The sequence below is a fragment of the Agrococcus lahaulensis DSM 17612 genome (assembly GCF_000425105.1).
Classification (GTDB): domain Bacteria; phylum Actinomycetota; class Actinomycetes; order Actinomycetales; family Microbacteriaceae; genus Agrococcus; species Agrococcus lahaulensis.
Map to the genome: position 1 here is coordinate 12,550 of NZ_KE384303.1, position 23,568 is coordinate 36,117.

Here is a 23,568-nt window from a genome sequence, read left to right on the forward strand (position 1 = left end):
TGCCCAGCCACATCTCACGCGTTCTGCCGGGTTCTAATGCCGGTTCGGGCGTGGTGAGTCCGCGCAGTCGACAGGATGAAGGCCACGACGCGACGCGAAGTGTCGGTGATCGAATAGTCCGACGGTACCTGCGGTCGGCCGAGCCGTTCGAAAGCGCGGAGCGCAAAGCCGACTGCTTCAGATACCGAGGTCGGCTCCACGCCACATGTGATCATTGCGGCCGTGTCTAGCGACTCAGGACGCTCAATTGCGTCGCGCATTGTGACCGCGGGGAAGCCCAGCATGCTGGACTCCTCGCTAATAGTGCCGCTGTCCGAGAGCACGAGCTTCGCGGACAGTTGAAGCCGGACATAATCATTGAACCCGAAGGGACGGTGCAGAATCAGGTTGCCCTTCAAGTCGGCGCTCTGCTCTTCGAGGCGCCGCCTCGTGCGAGGATGTGTCGAGACAAGCACGGGCACGTCGTACTCTTCGGACAATGAGTTCAACGACCGCAGAGCAAGCTCGAGCCGCACGGGGTTGTCGACGTTCTCCTCCCTGTGCAGACTGACGAGGAAGTAGCCACCTTCGGTAAGACCCTGTCGGGCCAGCACGTCGCTCGCATCAATCCGCTCCTTGTTGTGTTGCAAGACCTCCTGGATCGGTGATCCTGTCACGATGATTCGCGACGGGTGGAGGCCCTCCACCAGCAGATTCCGACGCGCGTGCTCCGTATAGGCCAGGTTGTAGTCTGCGACGTGATCCACCAGACGACGATTTGTTTCCTCGGGCACGTTCTCGTCGAACGAGCGGTTCCCTGCCTCCATGTGGTAGACGGGTATCTTCATGCGCTTCGCCATTACGGCCGAAATGCAGCTATTCGTGTCGCCCAGTACGAGCATCGCATCTGGACGCTCCACTCGCAGGACTTCCTCCGTCTTGACGAGGATCGAGCCCATCACAGCGCCTAGTGAGGATGTCTCCGCCTCAAGAAAATGGTCGGGTCGGCGAAGCCCTAGGTCCTCGAAGAAGACTTCATTGAGCTCGTAGTCGTAGTTTTGGCCAGTGTGAGCCAGTACATGATCGGTATGCTCATCCAAGAGTTTTAGCGTAGGAGCGAGACGAATGATCTCTGGTCGCGTCCCTACAACGGTGAGCACCTTCAGTCGTTTGTTCATCGAATTACAGCCTCGTCGATCGTATCTGGAGCGGAAGGGTCAAAGATATCATTCGTCCAGAAGGCCGTGTACAGAAGCTGATGACCAGTGTTCTGAATCGAATGACTCCACATGGTCGGCATGTCGATAGCCACAGGGCTTTCACCATCGACGTGAAACTCAATTACGTCTTCAGTGAACAGGCGACGCAAACGAATTACGGCGCGGCCCGAAAGCACCGTAAAGCGCTCAATCTTTCGTCGGTGGAAGTGATCACCCCGGGTCACGCCCGCCACGGTCGTGGAGAAAGAAGACTGGCCCGAGCCTCCGCGAGAGCGAACGATCTCGAAGAACGATCCGCGTGCATCTGCGTTCCTGCTAATTCGCACGGGCGCATGGGTCGGGAAGGTGTAGGAGCGATACGTATTGAATAGGTTGCGGCTGAACGGCGAAGCAATGTCTGGGATCTCCCCTTCCGCGTACACCGCCGACACTCCGCGAAGGCGCCCCAACAATCCGCTGACTGTCTCCTGTGCCGAAAGCGACTCCACGGTAGTCGCGGGCGCTGCTCCGATTAGGGCATCTGCAGCGTCCTGTGCATGAAGGAGTGTCAGCTCCTTGTCGTGCTCGACTGTCGGCTCCTCGCCGTCAGCCAAGAGTTGGCAGAATGTCGATGTGACGGCGTTGTAGAACGGCCTGCCGTGCTCACCGAATAGATTCGGGAGGTGTAGATCGACAAATTCGGCCCCAACGCGCTCGGCAGCAGAAGCAAGGATGCCGGCGGCGCGGGCTTTGGACTCACCGTACACGGTGCCATTGGTCGATTGCGTGGAGTTGGCGAATGACACGACACTGGGCGGGGGCTCGGCGGTGACAATGGCGGAAGCCGCCTGCTCGGCGAAGTGGACGTTTCCTTCCGCCACATCGACTTCCGAGCCGCGGTTGACGCCCGCGATGTGAATGAAACGATCGCTCGAAGCCGCGCGCGCAGCGGCGTCGGCGTCGAAGTTGTCACCGACGGCGACCGATTGGACAGTCGTCGAGGTTTCCTTCAGTGCCGCGCGCGTGTGCCACCCCAGGAAGCCTCGCGCGCCGGTCATCGCCACGCTCATTTGGCAGGCCGCTCGATGCCTGCCTCGCGCAGCTCCCGATGGATCTCGGGAAGCGTAAGCAGGAGTTGCTCGACCTCCGGGATCGACATGCGATCGACGGTGTGTGAGTCGTAGTCGTCGTACTGGTTCTGACGCGGATCGCCCTCGTCCACGTAGACCCCGTAGTTGAGCTCGCGCGCGTCCGCTTTGATCCGGAAATAGTCTCCCATGTCTTCGGCACGGGACAGTTCTTCGCGGTTGGCCAAGGCCTCGGATCGCTTCTCTGCATGACGCGTGCCGATCACCTCTACGCTCGCGTCAGCCTCAAACAGGTTGATCACAGCCCTAGCCAGGTCCCCAATCGTGCAGGCTTTGGCCTTCCGAATGAAGAGGTCCCCCTGGACCGCATTGTGGAAGGCGAACTCGACCAAGCTGACGGAGTCGGCGAGCGACATCATGAAGCGTGTCATGCCCGGATCCGTAACGGTTAAGTTCTTTCCCGCACGCAGCTGGCGCACGAAGAGCGGGATCACCGAGCCGCGTGAATACATGACGTTGCCGTAGCGGACGCACGACACGGTTGTGGTCGCGTCACGATTGTTGAGGCCGTAAGACTGCGCGACTTTCTCCATCATGGCCTTGCTCATACCCATGGCATTCACCGGGTACACAGCCTTGTCGGTGCTCAGGCATACGAGGGAGGTCACTCCCGCGTGGTCCGCCGCCCGAACGACGTGCTCGCTGCCCATCACGTTCGTGCGTACCGCTTCCATCGGGAAGAACTCGCACGATGGCACTTGCTTTAAAGCGGCGGCATGGAAAGCGAAATCGACACCACGCATTGCACGCTCTACGCTGGTGTAATCCCGGATGTCGCCTACGTAGAACCGAAGTCGTGAATCCGAGATCTCGTGCCGCATCAGATCCTGCTTAGCCTCGTCGCGACTAAAGATGCGGATCTGAGAAACATCGGTCTCGAGCAACTTCCTTGCGACTGTGTGGCCGAACGATCCTGTACCCCCAGTGATGAGTACGGTCGATCCCGAGTAGTCGTGGGTCACGGTTTTCCTTCCTGTGCTGCGGTCTCCAGCAGGCGCTCGATCACGTCGACGCCGTGCTCCAAGGACATGGTGGTCTTGTACGTATGGCGCGCTCGGCGGGCCATCGCCTCTCTGGACGCTCCGTCCAGCGATATCGCCGCCTGAATGGCCTTGGCGAGCGCGCCCGGGTCCTCAGGAGAGACTGCGAGCCCGAAGCCGAATGCCTCGACGAGGCGCTTGACATCACCGCCGACGGAGGCAATAACCGGAACGCCGTCGCGTAGGCTTGCTTGAAGCTTCGACGGAATCGTGCCTCGCATAATAGGGAGGTCACGCAACGAGACGAGTTGGAAGTCGCTTTGCCGCGCCACCGCGGCGAGCGCAGATGGAGGGACGCGCCCGTGGAAAGTGACGTTTCGGCTAGCGAGCGACGCAGCGAGTTCGCGCAGTTGCGGTTCAGCGACCCCGGAGCCGAACAAATGGAGATGCGCGTGGTTTGGGCGCTCGAGCAGCGCCATCGCCCGGATCGCGGTATCGAGGCCTTGGAGATCACCGAGGTTGCCCGCGTAGACGATCTCGAGACGCTCACCGCTGCCTCGGATCTGAATTGGGGCGTCACGCGACTGAATGGGACTCTCGTCCGCCCAATTCAGCAGAGTGGTGAGCTTGGCGCGATCCACGCCGCGGCTCTCGAGCGATGCAGCCATGGTCGGCGCGATCGCGATGACGTGCGAGGCTCGCCGGTACGCGGACCGTAGCCAAGGCTCAAGAACCGCGTCGATCGTTTGAGCTACGCGGCCCGATACCAGCGAAGAGCCGGTAATGGACTCAGGCCAGAGGTCTTGAACGTGCAGCACGTACGGCGCGCGCCCCAGAGTTCGCCACAGCTGGGGGCCAAGTGCGGCGGTCATCTGAGTCGCGTAGACGTATACGGCGTCCGCAGACCGAAGCGCTGCCATAGCGACGGTCGAGGATGCCGCGAAAGTCGCGTAGTTCGCCATCCTCAATAGCGCACGACCGGAGTGGTCGGGGAAGAGGGGCACCCTCAACACCCGAACTCCGCGCACCGTCTCTACCTGGCGACTGCGGAGGCGGTAGCCCGAGTAGACGCGACCATCCGGATAGTTAGGGAAGCCCGTGACGACGGTGACCTGGTGCCCGCGGCGCGCAAGCTCTTCCGCCAGGGTTGTGGGAATCGCGACAGGTTCGGGGTGGTAGTACTGCGACACGATGGCGATCTTCATCGTGCCGGGACCCCCTTCACCGTGCGGCCAGGTTCCACCGAACGCGTGACGCACGCGGCTGCGCCGATCAGTGCTCCCTCACCGACTAAGAGGCCCTGGAGGATGACTGCACCCGCGCCAACAAGCGACGTGGCGCCTATTGTCACCTCACCTGAGACGACCGCGGCCGGATTGATCGACACCCAATCGTGAAGCGTTGAGTCGTGCCCGATGGTGGCGTTCGGGTTCACGTGGCCGCCGACGCCGATCGTCACGTTCGTCGAGATCTGCGCGCCTCCGCAGATGATCGTGCCGGGAGCCAGCGACACCAAGGATCCGACGTGCGCGGCCGGGTGCACGAGCGTCGCAGGGCGATGGCCGGCACCCTCAAGGCGTGCGTGCAGGCGTTGCCGAGCCGCCGGGGAGCCGATCGCGACGGTGAACCAAACCGGCTCGCCGCTCGAGTCGAGGAAGGTGTCCAGGGCACCCAACCAAGGAACGCCGCGCGCCGCGAGGCGGTCGAGCTGCACGGCAGCTGGCGCGTCGTCGATGACACCGACGACGTCCCACCGAGGGCTCACACTGTTGATAGCCTCGATGACATCCAGAGCCTCTCGACCGAAGCCGCCGGCTCCCAACACGACGATGCGTTCCATCAGCGATGCACCTGCTCGGCACCCTCGAACGGGCGCATCGTCACGTGTCCCTCGGCGGAGATCCCGGTTCGACGGAAGACAGCGACGATGGTTTCAAGCATGACTCGAGCGTCGAGAGCCAGGCTACGGGAGTCGACGTACTCGACGTCGAGCGCGAAGCGTTCCTCCCAAGAGAGGGCATTGCGCCCGCGGACCTGCGCAAGGCCTGTGATGCCGGGCCTGACCTCGTGGCGACGGGCCTGTTCGTGCGTGTAGCGGTCGAGGTACTCGACGAGGAGCGGTCGCGGCCCGACGAAGCTCATTTCGCCCTTCAGGACGTTCCAGAGGCTGGGGAGTTCGTCGAGACTGGAGGCACGGAGGGCGGCGCCGAAAGGCGTCATCCGATCGGCGTCGCTCACGAGCCCCTTCGTCGGGTCGGGCGACCGCATCGAGCGGAACTTGAGCAGAGTGAAGATGCGGCCGTTCTGGCCCGGCCGCGGTTGCCGGAAGAGCACGGGTCGTCCCAACTTCAGCGCCACGCCGAGGGCGACACCGGCCAGCAGGGGAGAAGCGGCGACCAAGCCGGTAGCGCTGCCGACGACGTCGAGACCTCGCTTCAGTCTGTCGTATCGGCGCGTCGTCACGCCGCTACTCGCTCGACCAGCGCACCACGCAGTACTCGGTGCACGCGCTCCAACTCGTCATCACGCAGCGCTGACCCGCTCGGCAGCGTCAAGCCGCGCGTGAACAGGGCCTCCGACGCTCCGCTCACGAAGGACCTCAGGTGCGCGAAGACCGGTTGCAGGTGCATGGGCTTCCACAACGGGCGCGCCTCGATCGATTCAGCCGCGAGCGCCGCCTGCACGGCCGCGGGTGAGATGCCGGTCGCCCGGTCGTCGATGATGATGGACGTGAGCCAGCAGTTGTCTTCGCCGTCGTCTACACCCTGAAACAGCTCGACGCCATCGACGGCGCTGAAGAGCTGTCGATACGATTCGCGGATCCTGCGCCGTCGCGCCATCATCTCGTCCAGTCGCTGCAGCTGGGCTCTGCCGAGCGCAGCGAGAATGTTCGAGAGTCGGTAGTTGTAGCCGACATCGACATGCTCGTAGTGGGCGACCGGCTGACGTGCCTGGGTGGCGAGGTATCGGGCTCGTGACGCGAGGTCCCCGTCATCGGTCAGCAGCATCCCGCCGCCCGACGTCGTCATGATCTTGTTCCCGTTGAACGAGACGATCGACGCTACGCCGAATGATCCGGCCGCGCGGCCACGGTGCCGCGCTCCCAGCGACTCAGCCGCATCCGCGAGGATCGGTATTTCGCGCTCAGCGGCGAGCTGCTCGATAGCGGTGTAATCCACCGCCCGACCAAGGAGGTCGACGGGAACGATCGCCTTCGCGGGTGTGCCGTCCTGCTCAAGAGCAGCAAGTGCTTCTTCCAGCAGGTTGACGTCGATGTTGCCGTCTTCGAGGCGGCTGTCGACGAGAACCGGAGTCGCGCCCGTGTAGGTGATCGCGTTGATCGTCGCAGCGAACGTCATCGATGATGTGACGACGATGTCACCAGGCCCAATGCCGAGACCCAGCAAACCGAGGTGAAGCGCTGCGGTGCCGCTCGACAGCGCAACGCCGTGGGCGACACCGACGCGGCCCGCGAGTTCTCGCTCGAACGCATCGACCTCGGGCCCGAGCGGTGCGATCCAACCCGAGTCCATCGCTCGTCGGACAGCGGTCTTCTCGTCGTCCCCGACGTCCGGAGACGACATGTAGATTCGGTCGTTCATCGGGTTCCCCTCAGTCCGAGCTGGCTCGGCACGATGGGAGCCGTCGCGCCCCCGATGTGTGCTTGCTCTGCATCGTTGTGCGTGTCGTTCGATCGACGCTCCCGATCCCAATGCGAATCCCATACTGCCTTGTCCAGATCGTCCGGCAGCAGCGGTTCGCCACGCGCGTGCGTGATCTTCTCGTGGAACGGGCGCTCGTCGTGCTCGCCGGCGCCGATCAATTCCTCGTGCAGCTTCTCGTGCGGTCGAAGGCCGGTGTACACGATCTCGATCGGCTTGCCGGACATGCGGATCATCCGCTTCGCCACATCGAGGATCTTCACGGGCTCGCCCATATCGAGAATGAGCACCTCGCCCGGACGGCCGATGCCGCCGGCCTGGACGACCAACTGACACGCCTCCGGGATCGTCATGAAGTAGCGCGTGATGTCGGGGTGAGTTACCGTCAAGGGGCCGCCTGCCTCGATCAGCGCAGTGAACGTTGGCAACATCGACCCGCGACTGCCCAGGACATTGCCGAAGCGGACCGAGAGGTAGCGCCCAACACCGCGCTCCGCGTACGAAGCGGTCAGGCGCTCAGCTAGCCGCTTCGAGTGGCCCAGCACGCTCGTGGGGTTGGCGGCCTTGTCGGTGGAAATGTTGACGAACGTCTCGACCTCGGCAGCATAAGCGCCCTCGAGAACGTTGAGTGTGCCGAGCACATTGGTCTTCCATGCTTCGTCTGGATACTGCTCGAGCATGGGGAGGTGCTTCAAGGCAGCGGCGTGGAAGACGACGTGCGGGCGTCTCTCCGCCATCAGGTCGCGGATTGCGTCGGCATCGCGGATGTCGGCGAGCACCACATCCTTCGTGTGGAGCAGGCCATGGCCGGCGATCGAGATCTGCACCGCCTGTAGCGCCGATTCGTCGCGGTCGAGCATCATCAGCTCGGATGGCCCGAAGCGGGCGATCTGACGGCAGAGTTCGGCACCGATGGAGCCCCCAGCGCCGGTGACCAGCACACGCTTGCCGGTGAGGTAGCCAGCGACTGTCTCGATGTCGGTGTCCACAGGGTGGCGGCCGATGATGTCTTCGATCGAGATCTCCCGCAGGTCGCCCATCGCGCTGCGGCCCTCGAGAATGTCGTCGAGCGGCGGCAGAACGAGCACCCGCAGGTCGGCGGCGGCGGCTCGATCTGAGATTCGTTGCATCAGCGAGGCATCGGCCCGGGCGATAGCGATCACCATGGTGGTCGCTCCGGTCGCTCGCGCCACTTCCGCGAGCTGCTCGCCCGTGCCAAGCACACGCACCCCAGTCCGCACCGCCTTGGCGAGGTTGGGAGAGTCGTCGATGATGCCGACCGGGTTGTACCGGGACTGTGGGTCAGTGCGCATGCGCTTGATCAGGCTTGACCCGACAAATCCTGCTCCGTAGACGAGGATCGGCGTCGCAGCGTCCTTCGGCCGGCTCGCCCGCTCTTGCGCCAGGCGGCGGAAGTAGCGAGTAAGTGCCATCGCCAGGAACGCGAGCGGCGCGGCGATGAACGGCGTGCTCCGCGGGATCCCGATCTCCGGTCCGGCGATCAGGACAGGGAGGCCGATGACGATCGTCGTCAGCGCCACCGATCCCGTGAGGCTGAGCACCTCGTCGAAACTGCCGACGTGGTAGCGGCGGCGATACAGGGCGAGCGCACTGCCAGCTGCGAGCTGAGAGAGCGCCGCCAGCACAACGAGCGCGAGCATCGCGAGCCAGTTCGTCTCTCCAAAACCGAACTCGTACCGCAGCCACACTGCGAGGACGATCGCGCCGATCCATGCGATCGCATCGAAGAGGTACTGGAACACCCGCATGTTGGCGCGCAGCGACCTGCTCCTGCCGTCGCCCTGTGCGCTGGGTTCCACCCGTTCCTCCGTGCTTTCCCGGCGCTGCGACGCACAACGAATTCACACGCGCAACCGACTCGAGTTCCTGGCCGCAAGGGTACAACACCCTCAAGATCTGCTGAGGAGCGCGGACCGCCAGCGCCCGGTAGGGTCTATCCGCTCATTTCAGGCGGGCGACGCCGCGGGCAGGTACGGTGACCCCCATGCGCCATTCTGTCACCAAGGTCGTCATCCCCGCGGCAGGGCTGGGCACCCGCTTCCTGCCAGCGACGAAGGCGCTCCCGAAGGAGATGATGCCGGTCGTCGACAAGCCGGCGATCCAGTACGTCGTCGAGGAAGCGGTGCGCGCCGGGCTTCCCGATGTGCTCTTCGTGACCGGGCGCAACAAGAACGCGCTGGAGAACCACTTCGACCGTGCGACCGAGCTCGAGCAGATCCTCACGCGCAAGGGCGACGCGGACCGACTCGAGAAGGTCGCGGAGTCGACGGGGCTCGCCAATGTGCACTACGTACGGCAGGGCGACCCGCTCGGGCTCGGCCACGCGGTGCTGCGCTCGCGGGCGCACGTCAACGGCGACTCCTTCGCGGTGCTGCTCGGCGACGACATCATCGACCCGCGCGACCACTTGCTCGAGCGCATGCTGCAGGTGCACAACGAGCGCGACACGTGCGTCGTGGCGCTCATGGAGGTCGACCCGGCGCAAGCACACTTGTACGGCATCGCCACCGTCGACGCGACCGAGGAGGACGACGTCGTGCGCGTGCGCGGGCTCGTCGAGAAGCCGGAGCCGGGCACGGCGCCCTCGAACCTCGCGATCGTCGGCCGCTACGTGCTGAAGCCCGAGATCTACCCGGTGCTCGAGCGGACCGCGCCCGGCCGCGGGGGAGAGATCCAGCTCACGGATGCGCTCCTCACCATGGCGGAGGACGATGCAGAGGGCGGCGTGCACGGCGTGATCTTCCGCGGTCGTCGCTATGACACGGGCGACAAGCTCGACTACATCAAGGCGAACGTGATGCTCGCGTGCGAGCGCGATGATCTCGGGCCGGGTCTGCGCGAATGGCTCCGCGAGTATGTGGAGCGGTTCTCGGAACAGCCGGCATAGTCGCTACCAGATTCATCGGGGTACATTCGAAGGGGTACATTTCCTCACTTCGCATTCCTGTGTTGCGCTCACGGCGAATTGGTCTATATTGCGTTCCATGGCAAAGCAGACTTTCACCAAGCTCGTCGATGACTTCACGGGCGAGCCCATCGAGGATGGCACCGGTCGCACGGTGCGATTCGGATTCGACGGCGCTGAGTACGAGATCGACCTCAGCAACGACAACATCGAAGAGCTCTCGAGCACGCTCGAGCGCTATGTGCGGGCATCGCGCCGCGTCTCGGGCCGCAGCCGCGGCCGCAGCTCGGGCAGCAGCCGCCGCAGCAGCGGTGGCAGCGGCGAGACCGCGGCGATCCGTGAGTGGGCCGAGTCGCAGGGGCTGAAGGTCGCCTCGCGCGGCCGCATCCCCGCCGACATCGTGGAGCGATACAAGAACCGCTGATCAGATCATGATCCATTCGGGCGCCACTGCTGAGCAGCGGCGCCCGTCTGCATTGCGCCGGCACTCCTACGATGTGAGCAATCGGCAGCCGAGGCGATGGCGCACTGCGGCACGAATGGCCGCGATGATGCTCCGGAGGTACGACGATGGGCTTCCTTGAATACGCGCGGCTGCTGCGGAGGCACTGGTTCCTCGTGATCTTCGCCGCCATCCTCGGCGCCGCCGCGGGGCTGCTCATCTCATTCGTGCAGACGCCGTCGTATCGCGCATCCACCGAGGTCTTCATCTCGACGCAAGCGGCCGATACGAGCTCCGACCTCGTGCAGGGCAATGCCTTCACGCTCTCGCGCGTGAACACCTATGCCCGGCTCGCCGGCAGCGAGGAGGTGCTCGAGCGCGTCGCCGATCGGCTCGAGCTCGAGGTGCCGGTGCGCGACCTCATGGAGCAGGTCGAGGCGATGCCGGTGACGAACACCGCCATCCTCGAGATCTCCGCCCTCAGCGACGACCCCGCGCTCGCCGCCGACCTCGCGAACGCGACCTCCGCGAGCCTCGCCGAGGCCGTCGAGGAGCTCGAGACGACCGGCTCGACGAGCCCGGTGCGGCTCGCGACCATCGTGAGCGCCGACGTGCCGGCCGAGCCCGAGAGCCCGCGGCCGGTGCTGCAGGGCATCCTCGGGGCGCTGCTGCTCGCGGTCGCAGCGCTCGCGTTCATCGTCGTCCGGGATCTCGTCGACACGCGCATCCGCACCGAGCGCGACGTGAAGGCCGTCACCTCCGCGCCGCTGCTCGCCGCCGTGCACTTCGACCCGAAGGCCGCCGCGCGACCGCTCGTCGTGCATGCCGAGCCGCTCAGCCCGCAGTCGGAGGTCTTCCGCACCCTGCGGACGAACCTCAACTTCGTCGAGGTCGACGGCGAGAGCCGGCTCTTCGTGATGACCTCGTCGATCCCGGGGGAGGGCAAGACCACCACCGCCGTGAACCTCGCGCTCGCGATCGCCGGCTCCGGGACGCGCTGGCGCAGCACGCCGTAGCGGATGCCCGTGGCCGCGACGAGCGCGAAGACGACGAGCGTGACGCTCACCTTGCCCGGCAGCAGCTCGAGCGGCACGTACGAGAACGGGAGCGCGAGGATCGTGAGCGTCAGCAGCACGTGGCGGCGCTCGCGGACCGCGGGGCGCTCGTCGATCGCCGGCGCGGTCAGCCGGCCGCGATCGGAGAGCGTCGCCACAGCTGAGCCTCAGCTCGCCGGACCCGCAGGCCGTGCCGAGTCGCGCGCGAGCGGAGGGCGCGTGACGAGCATCCGTGCCCCTCCTCCCTGGCGCTGCTAGGGGCACCGTAGCGGACGCTCCGAGCGGCGCGCCTCAGCGCTGCCCGAGGAGCGCCTGCTGCTGGCTCAACGAGCGGAGGTCAGCAGCCGACGGACCGCCTCGAGCGGCACCTGCAGCCAGTCGGGGCGGTTCCGCACCTCGTAGACGACCTCGTAGAGCGCCTTGTCGAGCTGGATGGCGCGGAAGACGGGGTCGTCCTCGTCGACCGGGCCCGACGCATCCGCGTAGCCCGCAAGGAACTCCTGCTGGCGCTGCCGCACCCACTCGTCGGCGGCCGCCGGGTCGGCGTCGGGCAGCTCCTGCTGCGCCGAGCCGGCGGCGTAGTCGAACGAGCGGAGCATGCCGACGACGTCGCGCAGGCGCGGTTCGCGGATCGACCGCTCGTGCATGGGGCGCAGCGGCTCGCCCTCGAAGTCGAGCAGCAGCCAGTCGCCGTCGCTCGAGCGCAGCACCTGACCGAGGTGCAGGTCGCCGTGGATGTGCTGCAGCTCGCCGATCGATCGGATCTCGCGCAGCTGCTCCTTCGCGCGGCCGAGCTCGTCGTCGAGGTCGGCGAGTGCCTCGGCCGCCTGCTCGCGCGCCCAGCCGAGGCGCTGCTCGAGGCCGCTGATGAAGCTGTGCGTGTCGGCCGGGCTCGCCTCGGCGGTGCCGAGCGCGGCCGCGAGATCGCGGTGCACCGTCGCGACCGCCGCGCCGAGGGCGCGGGCGTCGGGCGCCTCGCGCTCCTCGCCGCGGAGCGCCGCGAGCGCGTGCTGCCGGTAGAGCTCCCACGCGTCCTCCGCGCCGCTCACGAACTCGGAGACCGCGAGCAGATGCCCGGTGACGGTCGCATCGCCTGCGGGCCACGTGGCGCGGATCGAGGCGAGCAGCGCCGGCACCGGCTCCGAGCCGGCGCGGGTGAGCGCGCCCGTGACGACGACGTCGGGATTGTCGCCGGGGTGGACGACGCGGAAGACCTTCGCGATCCAGCTGCCGTCGCCGCCGATGATCGACGTGTTCGACTGCTCGCCGCCGATGACGCGGATCGCGCCCGCCGGGCCCAGCGGCTTCGTCGCGTCGCCCTCGAGCCCCGGGACCGCCCTCGTGCCGGCGGCGATCTCGATGAGCGTCTGCACCGCATCCGGATCAGAGCACGCGTCGACGAGCCAGCGGCCACCGAGCTGCGCGATGGGGGCGGTGCCTGGCTCGGAGCGCCACGCGACGGGGACCTGCAGCAGCGCGTCGCCCGCGCGCATGAGCAGGATCGCGGCGTCGCCGAGCTCGTACGAGTGCGCGAGGGTGATGTCGGCCTGCTGGCCCTTGAGCGGGTACCACCGGGCGTCGGGCATCCAGGCCGCGATGGCTTCGGTGACCTCGGGAGCGTCGAAGGGGAGGGGAGCGCTCATGCGAGTCAGTCTGCCTGCGCTGGTTGAGCGTTGGCAGAGTGGGGAGGAGCACACGGCCGTCGACGCGTCGCTCGGGCGATCACCCAGTGACGAGGGCCTTCGTCGGCGGTAGAGTCGGACCGCACAGAACACCGGACTCGAGGGTGCAGATCATGGAACGCCGCGTCGTGAACAAGGCCGCCGTGCGGCGCGCGGTCGCGCGTTCGACGAAGGCGTCAGCCCAGCTCGAGCGGCGCACCGTTCCCCCGACTCACGTGCGCTCGCCCAGCGTGGCGCGCTTCCTGGCAGAGCGCCGCGAACGCGGCTGATGGCGCTCGCGCCGGATTACGGCGAGACGCCCGTTTCGGACGACGAGTTCGACGCGCTGACTGACGAAGCGAAGCACGTCCTCGGCGAGCCGATCTCGAAGGTGGCGGTCTACGACCTCGAGCAAGCGCTGCAGGAAGCCGTTGCCGAGGAGCTGTTGCTCAGCGCCTACAACGGTGCCTTGACGCTCGACGCGGTGCTTGACGACTTGTTCGTCCGCGAGTTGCATCGGCGGTTGTACGGCGATGTCTGGTCATGGGCTGGCGTCTATCGGAAGCGCGAGATCAACATCGGCGTTCCGCCGGAGCTGATTGCAGTGGAGGTGCGATCCGCGCTCGGCACGATCCAGCATCGTTGGAAGCACACCGCGGACTGGACAGCTCACCAACTCGGGATCGCGGTTCACGCCGAGATCGTCAGAGTCCATCCCTTCACGGACGGCAATGGCCGGACGACGCGATTGCTCGCGGATCTCGTGTTCGCCGTCGCGCAGGAGGGAGTGGAACCGGACGTGTACGACTGGGAGGTCGACAAGCGGCAGTACATCGATCTGCTGCGCGAATACGACCGCTCTCGCGACCCTGCAGCACTCGCCGCCTTCATCAAGACCCGGCCGCTCGCGGACTGAGTCCGTGCAGCTGTCGCGACCATCGCGGCACTCCTGCCGGTGCGCTTCGGCCGGCCGTCGGCCCGCTGACAGGCCGTGTCAGCGGCGGCCGAAGTCGAGCACGTAGTACCAGTAGCCGTTCGCGCCCCGCTCGACGCCGATGCCGACGTGCGTGAAGGACGTGCTCAGCAGGTTGGCGCGGTGGGCGGAGGAGGCCATCCAGGCGTCCATGATCCCGCCCGGCGAGACGGCCGAGCCGGACGTGCGGCCGACGTTCTCGCCCCAGCCGAGCATGGCGCAGCCGCGGGCCTGCGCGTTGAGGTTCGGGTTGTGCGCGCTGCCGGTCGCCGAGGTCGCGGCCATCGTGGTCGACCAGCCCTGCGCCATGCTGCTGAGGCAGCCGTCCTGCGAGAGCGGACCGAGGCCGGCGGCGCTGCGCTCGGCGTTGATGCGGTCGAGGATGGCGATGGGCGCGTCGCCCGCAGCGCTGCCGCTCACCGTGTGCAGCTGCAGGCCGGGGATCGTCGCCATGAGCTGCGACATGGGCGCGATGAGCCCGCGATCGGAGCACGTGACGTTCGTGCCGCGAAGGCCCGAGACGACGCCGACGGCGATCGCGCCGCCCGAGCTCGGCGTGCTGACGACCGGGCCGCCGGAGTCGCCGCGACAGAACGCGTTCCCGCTGCTCGCCCGCACCTCCTGCACGTTCATGCACTCGGAGCCGTAGCAGGCGACGTAGGCGGCGCCCGTCGTCATGTTGCACTTCCAGCCCGTCACCTGACCCGATGAGCACAGCTGATAGCCGGCGGGCGGGAAGGAGAGCTGGGTGCCGGTGATGCTGACGGTCGACGTCTCGCTGGTGTAGATGCGCGGCAGCGTGCGGGTGTCGTACGACAGCGCGATCGCGCCGAGGTCGTAGGGGCGAGCGCCGTCGTTGAGCTCGGCGACGAGGTCGGACGTGCCGATGCGCGTGCCGGCCGCGTTCCGCACCGCGCGGCCGTCGCGGAAGTCGCTGCAGTGCGCCGCAGTGACGATCACCGGCTGGTGGCCGTAGAAGCCGGTGAAGCCCGACGTGCAGCCCACCCACGAGCCGCTCGCGAACTGCGTCTGCACGCGCACCCCGCCCGAGACCTCGGTCGAGTCGTTCGAGCGGCCGGCGAAGAGGGCGGCGGATGCGTCGACCGGCTGACCCTGCGCGAGCTCGGTCACGGCGGTGGTCGTCGGCACGGTGTCGGTCGCCTCGACCGTGACCGTCGCGCCGAGCTGCTCGGCGGCCTGCTCGGTCTCGTCGATGACCTCGAGCACCTCGCCCTCGAGCGCGATCGGCTCCGTGCCGGCCGCCTCGGCGGCCTCGGGCGTCGGCACCTCGACCGAGAGCGAGTCGGCGCCGATGCCGATGGCGAACGCGCCGTCGGCGGGCATGGATGCCGCGAGCGCGTGGGCGAGCTCGACCAGCTCGGCCTCGCTCGCCTCCTGCGCCACGAAGGTGATGTCGATGCCGCGGGTCGCCGCGTCGTCGGCGATCGCCCGGACCTCGGACGGCACGGAACCCGCCCAGCCGATCTCGATCGTGCCGGCGACCGGGTCGCCCGAGACCGTGCCGATGCGCGGGTGCGGGGAGCGCGCATCCCACATCGAGATCTCGTCGATCACCGCGAGGTGCGCCTCCTGCGTCTGCGCGAGCTGCTCGGACGAGACGGCCGTGGGCGCGCCGGTCGGGGCGACGATGAGGGCGGTGCTGAGCCCGAGGGTGGCCAGGGCGGCATAGAGCAGGGAGCGGCGGCGGGACAAAGCGGACCTCGTGACGGTCGGAGTATCAGAACAGGCTGGGGCCACGATGAGCGTAGCGGAGGGGTTCAACCTCGGCTAGAGCTTCCGGGCACGGCCGCTGGTCGAGTAGCGCCGCAGGTGCGTATCGAGACCGGTCGCTCCCGTCTCGATACGGCCCTAAGGGCCTACTCGACGAGCGGGTGGTCGGGCCTACTCGACGAGCGGGGGAGCAGGGGCCTTGCGGGACGGCATCCGCTTGATGACGCGTCGAACGACGAGGAACGCGACGAGGGCGAGCAGCGCGAGGACCACGAGCGTGGGCACCGCCTGGCCGAGGCCGAACAGGAACGCTGCGCCCCAGGCGAGGAACGCACCCCAGCCGGCGACGAGGCCGTCCCAGAAGCTCGGCGTGCCCGCCGGCCCCTCGACCGTCGTCGCGCGGATGCTGACGTCGATCGTCGACATCGCCACCTGGTCGGCGAGCGTGCGCTGCTGCGAGAGGAGCTGCTCGAGCTCGGAGGTGCGCTGCGTCAGCTGCGCCTCGACGTCGAGCAGGATGTCGGTGTTCGCGGCGGTGCCGAGCAGCTCGGTGAGGCGCTCGACCGAGGCGCGCGCCGCGTTGACGCGCACCTCGAGATCGCGCACCTGCGCGCCGACGCGCTGCTCCTTCGTGTCGACGGCGGTCACGTCGCCGAGGCCGCGGATCGCGGTGAGCAGGTCCTCGACCTGCGGAGCCGGCACTCGCACGGTGAGCGTCGCCCACGCGGGCTCGAAGTCGGTCGAGGCGCCCTCGGAGCGCGCGTCGATCGAGCCGTCACGGGCCTCGACGGCGTCGGCCACCGCATCCGCCGTCGTGATCGGATCCTCGGCGCGCATCGACACGTCGCCGGTGATGATGACGTCGCGGTCGTTCTCGGCGTCCTGCTCGGGGAGGCCGCCGCTGTCGCCGCCGGCCGACTCCTCGAAGTCGGGCGCGGATTCCGGGAAGCCGCCCTGGTCGGTCGTCGGCATGATCGGCGAGCCGGTCGAGGCGCCGCTCGCGCCGCAGCCGGTGAGGAGGACGGCGCCGGCGATCAGGATGCCGGCCATCGGGGCGAGTCTGCGGGTCATGGTTCCAGCGTGCTTCGCTGGCGCGAGAATCACAGCCCAACCTTTCGCATGAGTCGAGCGTCTTGATTCTCGATTCGCGACTACGCGCCGAGTGCCCTCAGTGCGGCCTCGGCCGCGCGCTTCACCTCGTCGAGGCCGTGCAGTCCGCGCCACAGCATGTCGGGGTCCATCGCGACGTACGAGTGCGCCGCGATCGACCGCTGCTTCCTCAGCCCGTCCCGTGCGAGCGTGGGCAAGCCGTCCTCGATCCCGGCCTCGGCGACATCGTTCGCGATCCTGACGACGTCGAGCTCGCAGGCCTTGCGCCGAGTGCGCGCATCGAAGTCCTCCGCGAAGAAGTCCGCTTGCGTCTGGCCTCGGATCACGGTCTCGATGTCGTCGATGGCAGCGATGATTCGCTCGCATGCAGCGGCCCGCACCGCGGCGCTTCGTCGGCCTCGCTCGCGCGCCTCTCTATTCACAGCGGTACCGCCGACGCGCGGATCTCGTCGTACTTGGCGCCCGCGAGCTTGTCGGACAGCACGTCGACGTCGAACCCGGTCAGACGCTCGATCTCGGCCTCGAACGCGGCGAGCTCGCCCGGGTGCATGTCGTCGGGGGTGTGGACGAGGAGGTCGATGTCGCTCTCGCGATCGTCGTCGCCGCGCGCCGTGGACCCGAAGACGCGTACATGGCTGATGCGGTGCGCGGCTGCGGCCCGCAGGATGTCTTGCTTCCGCTCCGCGAGGATTTCGGACGGACGCACATCCGAGACGAGATCGACGTCGTGGCGGAGCGCGTTCAGCGCCGCGATGAGCGTGCGGAGCTCGAGCGTCTGCTTGCCCTGCTCGAGATCGATGATGCTCGAGCGAGCGATGCCGGCGCGCCGTGCAAGCTCGCGCTGGGAGAGGCCTCGACTGGTTCGCAGAGCGCGGAGACGCCTGCCCAGGCTCTCGCTGTCGAGCATTCGACCCTCCAGTGTCGGCGTACTCCGACATTGTGGCACGGTGCGCTGGCAGGCTCCAGGCTGCGCTTCCGATGCGCGGGACGAGCGACGGGTCAGTCGCGCTTCGAGCGCTTCGCCTCGGCCTTCGCCGCCTTCGCCCCGGCCTTCGCGGCCGCCTTCGCCTCGGCGGCCTCGGCCTTGGCCTCGGCGGCCAGGAGCCGCTCGGTCGCCTTCGCCACCGCATCCGCGGCCTTCGACTCCGCGCGCCGCAGCTGCTCGCGCGCCTCGGCGACGGCCTTCGCCGCCTCGCGCACCTGCTTGTCGGCGACGATCGCCGCCGGCATGCGCTCGACGTCGTCGTCGGGCTCGCCCCGCTCGAGCCAGCGCGCGATGCCGTCGAGCAGGCGAGAGAGGCCGAAGCCGAAGCCGCGGCCGTCATCGGGCTGCTGCGGCTCGAACATGCCCTCGCGCACGGCGGGCGCCAGCAGCGGGAACCGCTCGTCGGTGACGAGCTCGGGCAGTGCGCGCCGCACCTCGTCGTCGACGTCCGCATCGCTCGACGCGCGCGCGTAGAGGGCGATGTAGCCGAGCAGCAGCAGCAGCGTCGGCACCTTCATGCGATCGGGCGCGTCGACCTCCTCGAGGGCGACGAGGCCCGCCTCGAGGATCGCGAGCCGGTTGGGGGTCGTGGGCGTCGCGCTCGGCGGCAGGTCGGCGAGCCACGGGTGCGCGTCGTAGGTCGCGCGCACGAACAGCGCCCACTGCTTCACGCGCTCGCGCCACGAGCCGCCCGTGCTCGGCACCGTCACCTCGCTCGCCGCGTCGAACATGAGCAGCAGCAGGTCGTCCTTGCCGGTGACGTAGCGGTAGAGCGACATCGGCGCGACGCCGACCGCGGCCGCGACCCTGCCCATGCTGACCGCCTCGAGCCCGTCGGCGTCGGCGATCTCGATCGCCGCTTCGACGATGCGCTCGGTGCTGAGCTCGCGCTTGGGGCCGCGGTGCGGCAGCGCGGCGACGCCCCACGTGAGGGCGTGCGCGTGCGGCAGGGGCGGGGAGTCGTCGTGCGGCTCGATGCTCGTCATGGGTGTCTCGTGTCGTCGTGTCGTGTCGTAGCGTCGCTAGTTGCGGTCGTCGGGGTGCGTGCCGGTGCGCTCGCCGGTCTCGAGTGCCGCGATCGCGGCCATGTCGTCGTCGCCGAGGGTGAAGCCGTCGACGTCGAGGTTCTCGCGCAAGCGGTGCGGATGCGTCGACTTCGGCACGAGCGCGCCACCCTTCTGCAGGTGCCAGCGGATGATCGCCTGCGCGGGCGTCACGCCGTGCTCGGCCGCGATGCGGCGGATGGCCGGATCTGCCAGCACCCGCGAGCGGCCGAGCGGACTCCACGCCTGCGTGACGATGCCGAGCTCGTCGTGCACGCGGCGCAGCTCGTGCTGCGGCAGCCACGGGTGCGACTCGACCTGATTGATCGCCGGCGTCACGCCCGTCTCGCCGATGATGCGGCGCAAGTGCTCCGCGGTGAAGTTGCTGACGCCGATCGTGCGCACGCGGCCCTCGGCCTGCAGCTCGACGAGCGTGCGCCAGACGTCGACGTAGCGGTCGCGGGCGGGTCGGGGCCAGTGGATCATGTAGACGTCGATGCGGCCGAGCGCCCGCTCGCTCGCCTCGAACGCGGCCCGCACTGCGGCGGGCTCTTGCGAGGCCTCGCCCCAGAACTTGCTCGTGACCGTGAGGTCGTCGCGGTCGTGACCCGACGCATCCGCTCGCTTGAGTGCCTCTCCGAGCTCGCGCTCGTTGCCGTAGAGCTCGGCACCGTCGATCAGCCGGTAGCCGGCCTCGAGGCCCGCGGCGACGACGTCGGCGGTCTCGGCGGGCGGCACCTTGTAGAGCCCGAAGCCGAGCGCGGGCAGGCTGCTGCCGTCGTTGAGCGCGAGGGAGTGGGGCACGCGTCGATCATCGCAGGCGGTGTCGTCCGAGGCGTCCGTCGCGCGAGGGACAAGGCGCGAGCTCGATCGGGCCGAGCGGGGTGCCGGCCCGCAGCTGTGCCCGATCGGGCTCGCGGCTCGGCTCAGCTCCATGGGTGCCAGCCGGGGAGGCGGGGCAGGACATCCTGGCGATCGCCAGCTGCGATGACGACTGGAATCCGAGGTGCAGAGCGAGCCGCCCACATGGTGGCGATCGAGCTGGCCTCGGTTTCTTCCACGGCGTACAGCCGCACCGTTGCTGCTGCGGCTGCGCGTCGACTATCGTGGAGAGCGGTAGCGAGGAGTGGAACAGTCTTCGGCGCGCCGATTCGAGAAACCCACGCCTCGTGCGTGGGTTTCTGCGTTGGGTCACATGTTGAAGGCACAATCGGCATGTGCTGCTCGCCTACATCGATGAGATCGGCGAACCCGGCGCGTTCGTCGCGAAGGATCACCCGCGCTTCCATACGAGCCCCGCATTCGGGTACGCGGGCTTCGTCATACCTGAGGTGCACGCACGCCGATTCGGGACCGTCTTCACCGAGGAGAAGCGTCGGGTCTTCCGGACCGAGATCGAGCGAGCTTCCAATCCTGGTCAGTGGGAGCGCAAGGGGTCATCGATCTTCCGACCCGACACGCTCGCGAAGTTCCCTCAGCAGGTTCGCGTGTTCAACGGGCTCGTGAGGAAGCTGCGCTCGTTCGGCGGCAATCTCTTCTACTACGCGCACGAGAAGCCGCTGGGCACACCGGCTCAGACACGCTTGGACACCGCGCAGCGCGAGACCAGCGCGATGCAGGAGACGCTCAACCGACTCGCGCGGCATGCCGACTCGCAGGACGGATCAAATCTCATGGTGATGATCGACCAGATCAACGAGAACCAGCGGTCCGAGCGCGTGCCGAACATGTACGCGCACATCCTCGGGCGTGCGAGCAGCCACCCCGAGATGCGGCGCATCATCGAGCCGCCGATGCATGTCGACAGTGTGCCTGAGCGCAAACATCCAGTTCGCAGATTGGATCTCCGCCTGCGTCACCCGCGCGATCGAGTTTCAGACCATTCGCGATTCGCCCTACCGCTGGGTTACCGGACCGCGGGCTGTCGACGCGGTGCGAGGCTCCTTCACTCACGAGTCGAAACTGCGCCTGTGGAACCGAGGCGTGCCTGACCTCAATCACTCCGACATCTTCCGCCCCGAGCGTCCACTGCATCCGACCCCGGGCGGGCAGCTGCTGGGGGCGAGCATCCCGGATGATGCGCTGCGAAAGCTCCGGGCGAGCGCCGAGAGGCACAGATCGACTGAAGAGTGATCAGCGCGGCAGCTCGACCGGCGCGGTGTCGGGCGGCTCGCCGATGCCCTGCCGCAGGTCGGGCTGGTGGCGGCGGAAGATCGCGGCGATCGCCGCCGCGATGGCCACCATGACGACCGCGACCCAGATGCCGCCGACGCCGCCGCTCGCGTCGATCGCGACGCCCGCGATCGCGGAGCCGAGGGCGGCGCCGAGCAGCTGGCCGGTGCCGATCCAGGCGTAGGCCTCGGGGGTGTCGGCGAACTTCACCGTGCCGGCGACGATCGCCGAGAAGGCCGCGAGCGCCGGCGCCGTGCCGATGCCGGCGATGAAGAGGGCGATCGAGAGGCCCACGACGTCGCTGAGCGGCAGCGCGATCACCATGCCGAGCAGCACGATGGTCAGGCGGATCGCGACCGACCACGGCGTGATGCCGCGGCCGCCGAGCGCGAAGCCGCCCGCGAGCGAGCCGAGCGCCGAGACGCCGAGCACGATGCCCGCCTCGAGCGCGCCCTCGCCGAAGGTCGCGACGACGCCCGCCTCGACGGCCGCGAAGCCGCCGATGAACATCGACGAGACGATGACCGACAGCAGCACCGGGGGCTTGCGCAGCACCCGGCCGAGCTTGCGCGTCGTCGGCGGGATGCGGAGGCGCCGCACCTCGGGCGCGAGGATGAAGAAGAGGGCGCCGATCGCCTGGATCGCGATCGTGACGAGCAGCGTCGGCCCGGTGCCGAGCAGCGAGACGAGCAGCGTCAGCAGCACGGGCCCGAAGACCCAGATGATCTCCTGCAGCGCGGCGTCGAAGGAGAACAGCGGCGCGAGCAGGCGCTGCTGCACCATGCGGGGGTAGAGGGTGCGCACGGTCGGCACGACCGGAGGCATCGCGGCGCCCGCGATCGCGCCGGCGAGCACGTCGCCCCAGAGCGGGATCTCGAAGCTCGCGATCGACAGGAGCGCGAGGATCGAGATCACCGCCGTCGTGACGAGCACGGTCACGGTTCCGAAGCGGCTCATCAGCCGCGAGACGAAGGGCCCGGCGATCGCCATGCCGACCGAGAAGGCGGCGAGCACGAGGCCGGCCGCGGTGTAGGAGCCGTGCTGCTGCTCCATGTGCATGAGGATGCCGAGCGAGTACATGCCGGCGGGGAAGCGCGCGATGAGCTGCGCGAGCATGATGCGCGCGAGCCCAGGGACCCTCAGCACCTCACCGTATGCGCGCACCAGGAGAGCCTACGACGGGTTGCATCCTGCGGACGTGCATGCCGGATGCGGTGTCTGCGCGGCCGGTGACAGAGCGGATGCGGGTGCACGCGTTCCTCCACAGGAGTGCGATCTCCCGTGGTGCGGCTCGGTGCTCGCCGCGTACGATCCGCGCATGGCCAGGAGGGTGGACGAGCTCGGCGCTCGGCGGGCGCTCGCCGTGCTTTCGGCGGCGCTCGGCGTCGTGGTCGGGCTCATCGTGGGCGCGCTCTCGGTCGCGCTGCTCGGCGACGCGCTCGCCTGGTCGACCTTCCTCACGTCGGCCGGGTTCGGCGGCGCCGCGGCGGTCGCCGCCGCGCTCATCGCGTTCGCCGCAGCCGCGTACGGCGCGCGCTCGACCCGGCGGCAGGCGGAGGAGGATCGCCGGCAGCTCGAGCGGCAGCGGCGGAAGGAGCAGTGGTGGGCCCGGGCGGAGTGGGCACTCACGGAGGTCGCTCGGGGCGGGAGCTCTGCGGTCATCGGGCTCGGCGTGCTCGAGGCGCTGGGCCGCAGCGAGTGGGCGGACCAGCACGAGGCCGACATCATCGCCGCCGCGACGGAGTTCGCGCTCACAGCCGAGGCGCACGACGCGGTCAGCGGCTCGCCGCTGTCGGGAGCAGGGCTTTCCGACGAGGGCGATGCACACTCGACCGCAGAGCACGACCGCGGCACAATGGGTCGAGGAGGCGACCATGGCTGACGAGCAGCGTGACGACACGGGCACCGGCGGGCAGGAGCCAGAGCGGCAGACGGTCTACCGCTCCCGCATCACCGGGCGGATCGTGACGCAGGCGGAGCGCATCGCAGCGGCGCGAGCGCGCATCGTGGCCGATGAGATCCGCGGCATCGAGACCGAGCCGTGGATCGTCGAGCTCGCCAAGCAGCGCGCGTGATTCCTCCAGCAGCGCTGGCCGGTGGAACGCCTAGCGCCGGTCGTCGACGCGCGGGCTCTTGATGAGCACGCCGGCGACGAGCGAGACGAGCGCCGCGGCCATGTGGGCGAGCGCCCAGCCCTGGCCGGCGAAGTCGAAGGGCAGCACGGGGTTCCACGCGATGGCGATCGCGGCGAACACCGGGACCCACCACCAATGCCGCGCCTGCAGCGCGAACCAGCCGATGATGATCGCGAGCACCGCGATGACGAAGCGGAGCGTGCCGTACCACTCGCTCTCGAGCAGCAGCAGCGCGACGACGAGCAGGACGGCGAGCAGGATGCCGGGCGCGAGGGCGTTGCGCTGGAAGGTGGGGCCGTAGCGGTCGGAGGACATCGCCTCCAAACCTACGCCCGTGCAGCGTCTCGATACGCGCGCTGCGCGCGCT

25 protein-coding genes are annotated in these 23,568 nt (G+C 68.1%); 8 read left to right on the forward strand and 17 right to left on the reverse strand.

Annotated elements, in window-relative coordinates; genetic code table 11:
- Positions 1-14: 14 nt before the first annotated feature.
- From wecB to H508_RS15610, 8 genes are read right to left on the reverse strand one after another with little or no spacing between them, the layout of a single operon-like run.
- The gene (gene wecB / locus H508_RS0109445) at positions 15-1,157 is read right to left on the reverse strand and encodes a non-hydrolyzing UDP-N-acetylglucosamine 2-epimerase (protein ID WP_035254697.1); all 1,143 of its coding nucleotides are present in this window, start codon (positions 1,155-1,157) and stop codon (positions 15-17) included.
- Positions 1,154-2,248, reverse strand: coding sequence for a polysaccharide biosynthesis C-terminal domain-containing protein (locus tag H508_RS0109450; protein ID WP_026373873.1), 1,095 nt, complete (start codon positions 2,246-2,248; stop codon positions 1,154-1,156). Before H508_RS0109450 ends, wecB begins: the two co-directional genes overlap by 4 nt.
- Positions 2,245-3,288, reverse strand: coding sequence for a polysaccharide biosynthesis protein (locus H508_RS0109455; protein WP_026373874.1), 1,044 nt, complete (start codon positions 3,286-3,288; stop codon positions 2,245-2,247). The genes H508_RS0109450 and H508_RS0109455 overlap by 4 nt, the downstream gene beginning before the upstream one ends.
- A complete protein-coding gene (locus tag H508_RS0109460; protein WP_026373875.1) occupies positions 3,285-4,511 on the reverse strand; it encodes a glycosyltransferase family 4 protein in 1,227 nt (408 codons plus the stop codon). Before H508_RS0109460 ends, H508_RS0109455 begins: the two co-directional genes overlap by 4 nt.
- Positions 4,508-5,146 (reverse strand): acetyltransferase, encoded by a 639-nt coding sequence (locus H508_RS0109465; protein ID WP_026373876.1) that lies wholly within the window; start codon positions 5,144-5,146, stop codon positions 4,508-4,510. Before H508_RS0109465 ends, H508_RS0109460 begins: the two co-directional genes overlap by 4 nt.
- Complete coding sequence (locus tag H508_RS0109470; protein ID WP_026373877.1) at positions 5,146-5,769, reverse strand: sugar transferase; 624 nt, start codon at positions 5,767-5,769, stop codon at positions 5,146-5,148. Before H508_RS0109470 ends, H508_RS0109465 begins: the two co-directional genes overlap by 1 nt.
- Positions 5,766-6,908 (reverse strand): DegT/DnrJ/EryC1/StrS family aminotransferase, encoded by a 1,143-nt coding sequence (locus tag H508_RS0109475; RefSeq protein ID WP_026373878.1) that lies wholly within the window; start codon positions 6,906-6,908, stop codon positions 5,766-5,768. The genes H508_RS0109470 and H508_RS0109475 overlap by 4 nt, the downstream gene beginning before the upstream one ends.
- The gene (locus H508_RS15610) at positions 6,905-8,788 is read right to left on the reverse strand and encodes a nucleoside-diphosphate sugar epimerase/dehydratase (protein WP_245569497.1); all 1,884 of its coding nucleotides are present in this window, start codon (positions 8,786-8,788) and stop codon (positions 6,905-6,907) included. The genes H508_RS0109475 and H508_RS15610 overlap by 4 nt, the downstream gene beginning before the upstream one ends.
- Positions 8,789-8,973: 185 nt before the next feature.
- Between H508_RS15610 and galU the strand changes: the two genes are divergently transcribed.
- From galU to H508_RS15615, 3 genes are all read left to right on the forward strand, one after another.
- Positions 8,974-9,876 (forward strand): UTP--glucose-1-phosphate uridylyltransferase GalU, encoded by a 903-nt coding sequence (gene galU, locus H508_RS0109485; protein ID WP_026373879.1) that lies wholly within the window; start codon positions 8,974-8,976, stop codon positions 9,874-9,876.
- A gap of 97 nt (positions 9,877-9,973) precedes the next feature.
- Positions 9,974-10,318, forward strand: a complete 345-nt coding sequence (locus H508_RS0109490; RefSeq protein ID WP_026373880.1) for a histone-like nucleoid-structuring protein Lsr2 — start codon at positions 9,974-9,976, stop codon at positions 10,316-10,318.
- Positions 10,319-10,464: 146 nt separating this feature from the next.
- Entirely contained in the window at positions 10,465-11,352 is an 888-nt protein-coding gene (locus H508_RS15615; protein WP_084155265.1) for a YveK family protein, read from the forward strand.
- A 362-nt stretch (positions 11,353-11,714) separates the two neighbouring features.
- On the opposite strand, the gene H508_RS15620 is transcribed toward H508_RS15615, so the two are convergent.
- Positions 11,715-13,034, reverse strand: coding sequence for a maltokinase N-terminal cap-like domain-containing protein (locus tag H508_RS15620; protein WP_051223154.1), 1,320 nt, complete (start codon positions 13,032-13,034; stop codon positions 11,715-11,717).
- A gap of 152 nt (positions 13,035-13,186) precedes the next feature.
- Here H508_RS15620 and H508_RS17545 point away from each other — a divergent pair, with 152 nt between their 5' ends.
- The gene (locus H508_RS17545) at positions 13,187-13,342 is read left to right on the forward strand and encodes a hypothetical protein (RefSeq protein ID WP_169514173.1); all 156 of its coding nucleotides are present in this window, start codon (positions 13,187-13,189) and stop codon (positions 13,340-13,342) included.
- Complete coding sequence (locus H508_RS0109510) at positions 13,342-13,968, forward strand: Fic family protein (protein ID WP_026373882.1); 627 nt, start codon at positions 13,342-13,344, stop codon at positions 13,966-13,968. Before H508_RS17545 ends, H508_RS0109510 begins: the two co-directional genes overlap by 1 nt.
- A gap of 78 nt (positions 13,969-14,046) precedes the next feature.
- Here the strand turns inward: H508_RS0109510 and H508_RS16820 are convergent, their stop codons facing one another.
- The 6 genes from H508_RS16820 to H508_RS0109540 form a co-directional block, all read right to left on the reverse strand.
- Complete coding sequence (locus tag H508_RS16820; protein ID WP_051223156.1) at positions 14,047-15,738, reverse strand: CAP domain-containing protein; 1,692 nt, start codon at positions 15,736-15,738, stop codon at positions 14,047-14,049.
- A 189-nt stretch (positions 15,739-15,927) separates the two neighbouring features.
- Positions 15,928-16,827, reverse strand: coding sequence for a DUF4349 domain-containing protein (locus H508_RS15630; RefSeq protein WP_169514174.1), 900 nt, complete (start codon positions 16,825-16,827; stop codon positions 15,928-15,930).
- Between the two features lie 80 nt (positions 16,828-16,907).
- Positions 16,908-17,192 (reverse strand): hypothetical protein, encoded by a 285-nt coding sequence (locus H508_RS17550; protein ID WP_169514175.1) that lies wholly within the window; start codon positions 17,190-17,192, stop codon positions 16,908-16,910.
- Positions 17,193-17,284: 92 nt separating this feature from the next.
- Positions 17,285-17,773 carry a helix-turn-helix domain-containing protein gene (locus H508_RS0109530; protein WP_026373884.1) on the reverse strand — a complete coding sequence of 163 codons (489 nt, stop codon included), beginning with the start codon at positions 17,771-17,773 and terminating at the stop codon, positions 17,285-17,287.
- A gap of 92 nt (positions 17,774-17,865) precedes the next feature.
- Complete coding sequence (locus tag H508_RS15635; RefSeq protein ID WP_051223161.1) at positions 17,866-18,837, reverse strand: TetR/AcrR family transcriptional regulator; 972 nt, start codon at positions 18,835-18,837, stop codon at positions 17,866-17,868.
- A gap of 36 nt (positions 18,838-18,873) precedes the next feature.
- A complete protein-coding gene (locus H508_RS0109540; protein ID WP_026373885.1) occupies positions 18,874-19,698 on the reverse strand; it encodes an aldo/keto reductase in 825 nt (274 codons plus the stop codon).
- A 413-nt stretch (positions 19,699-20,111) separates the two neighbouring features.
- Between H508_RS0109540 and H508_RS15640 the strand changes: the two genes are divergently transcribed.
- Positions 20,112-20,885, forward strand: a complete 774-nt coding sequence (locus tag H508_RS15640; protein WP_245569498.1) for a DUF3800 domain-containing protein — start codon at positions 20,112-20,114, stop codon at positions 20,883-20,885.
- A 142-nt stretch (positions 20,886-21,027) separates the two neighbouring features.
- Here the strand turns inward: H508_RS15640 and H508_RS0109550 are convergent, their stop codons facing one another.
- Entirely contained in the window at positions 21,028-22,230 is a 1,203-nt protein-coding gene (locus H508_RS0109550; protein ID WP_026373886.1) for an MFS transporter, read from the reverse strand.
- Between the two features lie 154 nt (positions 22,231-22,384).
- Here H508_RS0109550 and H508_RS0109555 point away from each other — a divergent pair, with 154 nt between their 5' ends.
- Both H508_RS0109555 and H508_RS0109560 read left to right on the forward strand, forming a co-directional pair.
- Positions 22,385-22,948, forward strand: coding sequence for a hypothetical protein (locus H508_RS0109555; RefSeq protein WP_156906052.1), 564 nt, complete (start codon positions 22,385-22,387; stop codon positions 22,946-22,948).
- Complete coding sequence (locus tag H508_RS0109560) at positions 22,941-23,141, forward strand: hypothetical protein (protein WP_026373888.1); 201 nt, start codon at positions 22,941-22,943, stop codon at positions 23,139-23,141. Before H508_RS0109555 ends, H508_RS0109560 begins: the two co-directional genes overlap by 8 nt.
- Before the next feature lie 30 nt (positions 23,142-23,171).
- Here the strand turns inward: H508_RS0109560 and H508_RS0109565 are convergent, their stop codons facing one another.
- Positions 23,172-23,516, reverse strand: coding sequence for a DUF6804 family protein (locus H508_RS0109565; RefSeq protein WP_026373889.1), 345 nt, complete (start codon positions 23,514-23,516; stop codon positions 23,172-23,174).
- Between the last annotated feature and the right edge of the window lie 52 nt (positions 23,517-23,568).